The organism is Novosphingobium olei (genome assembly GCF_012927405.1).
GTDB classification, from domain to species: domain Bacteria; phylum Pseudomonadota; class Alphaproteobacteria; order Sphingomonadales; family Sphingomonadaceae; genus Novosphingobium; species Novosphingobium olei.
In genome coordinates this window covers 1-1790 of record NZ_JABBGM010000040.1, presented here as the reverse complement: position 1 = coordinate 1790, position 1790 = coordinate 1, and the positions used below count along the sequence as shown (strand labels likewise).

Genomic DNA, 1790 nt, shown 5'->3' with positions numbered 1-1790 from the left:
GTGTTGAGTAGCGCTGAGGATTGACCCGGGATTATCACTGAGAATTGACCCGGGTGGGTGTGGGTTATGTGCTGCCCAAGAGGGGCACGGTCAAGAGTCGGGTTTATCCCTTTCTGGATTTGGGTGCGGCGGAGCTGGCCCTGAAGCGGAAGCTGTCATTGCCTGTCTCGAGGATGTGGCAATGATGGGTGAGGCGATCGAGCAAAGCTGTGGTCATCTTGGCATCGCCGAAGACGCCAGACCATTCGCTGAAGCTGAGGTTGGTTGTGATCACGACGCTGGTGCGCTCGTAGAGTTTGCTGAGCAGATGGAATAGCAGGGCGCCGCCTGACGGGCTGAACGGCAGATATCCCAGTTCATCCAGGATGATGAGATCGAGCTTGAGCAGCCGCTCGGCAATCTGGCCAGCCCTGTTGGCCGCCTTTTCCTGTTCAAGCGCATTGACCAGATCGACAGTGGCAAAGAAGCGCACTTTCCTGCGATGGTGCTCGACGGCCTGGACGCCAAGAGCGGTGGCCATGTGGCTCTTGCCGGTGCCAGGGCCGCCAATCAGCACAACATTGTCGGCACTGTCCATGAAGTCGCCGCGGTGGAGCTGACGTACCAATGCCTCATTGACCTCGCTGGCGGCAAAATCGAATCCGGCCAGGTCCTTGTATGCCGGGAAGCGAGCAGCCTTGATCTGATAGGCGATCGAGCGGACCTCGCGCTCGGCCATTTCTGCCTTGAGCAACTGGGACAGTGTCGGCACGGTCGCCTCGAACGCCGGGGCCCCTTGCTCGATCAGGTCGCTAACGGCTTGGGCCATGCCATACATCTTGAGGCCGCGGAGCATTACGACCACAGCAGCGCTGGCAGGATCATGACGCATGGCGCAACTCCCTCAGCGTGTCGTAGCGGCCAACATCGGCTTTGGGCTCCTTGCCGAGGCGCAAGGCTTGTGGAGCATCGATCGGGGGAGCCGGTGGTGCCTTCCCATCGATCAGGCGATGCAGGATATTGAGAACATGGGTTTTGGTTGCGACCCCGTCCTCGAGGGCAAGTTCAACAGCGCGCAGGACAGCCTGTTCGTCATGGTGCAGGACAAGGGACAGGATCTCGACCATTTCCTTGTCTCCGCCAGGCCGCTTGAGCAGCCTTACCTGTAGTTGCCGGAAGGCTTCGGGCATCTCCAGGAATGGGGCGCCATTGCGCAAGGCCCCCGGCTTGCGCTGAACAACGGCCAGATAGTGCCGCCAGTCATAGATCGTACGCCCGGACCTATGATGGGACCGATCAATGATCCGCTCGTGTTCACACAGGACCTGCCCTTCCGCGACAATGACGAGCCGTTCGGGGTACACACGCAGACTGACGGGCCGATTGGCGAAGGAGGCTGGCACGCTGTAACGATTGCGTTCGAAGGCAATCAGGCAAGTGGGTGACACACGCTTGGTTTGCTCGACGAAGCCATCAAAGGGTCGCCCCATGGGCATCAGGCTGGCCACCTCCTCGGCGTGTACATCTGCGATGGTGCCGGGCAGGCCGCCGTGATGGATGTTGGCCCACTGTGCGATGCATTGCTCTTCAAGCCAGACATTGAGTGTTGCGAGATCCGGGAAGTGAGGCATTGGCTGCCACAAGCGGTGGCGAGCGTCCTGGACGTTCTTCTCGACCTGCCCCTTCTCCCAGCCTGAGGCTGGATTGCAGAAATCCGTCTCGAACAGATAGTGGCTGGCAAGCGCGGCAAAGCGTGCGTTCACCTGTCGGGCCTTGCCGCGGCCAATCTTGTCGACTGCGGTTTTCATGTT

The 1790-nt window shown here is 60.1% G+C and carries 2 protein-coding genes; both read right to left on the bottom strand.

Annotation, left to right across the window (positions count from 1 at the left end):
- Positions 1–103: 103 nt before the first annotated feature.
- Positions 104–871 carry an IS21-like element helper ATPase IstB gene (istB, locus tag HHL27_RS22140; RefSeq protein WP_136955033.1) on the bottom strand — a complete coding sequence of 256 codons (768 nt, stop codon included), beginning with the start codon at positions 869–871 and terminating at the stop codon, positions 104–106.
- Positions 861–1790, bottom strand: a 930-nt coding sequence (locus tag HHL27_RS22135) for a transposase (RefSeq protein WP_169495522.1), incomplete at its 5' end; no start/stop codon positions are given. The genes HHL27_RS22135 and istB, both read right to left, overlap by 11 nt.

Coding starts and splice junctions, on each gene's coding strand:
- istB (WP_136955033.1), bottom strand. CDS start 871: ATGCGTCATGATCCTGCCAGCGCTGCTGTGGTCGTAATGCTCCGCGGC.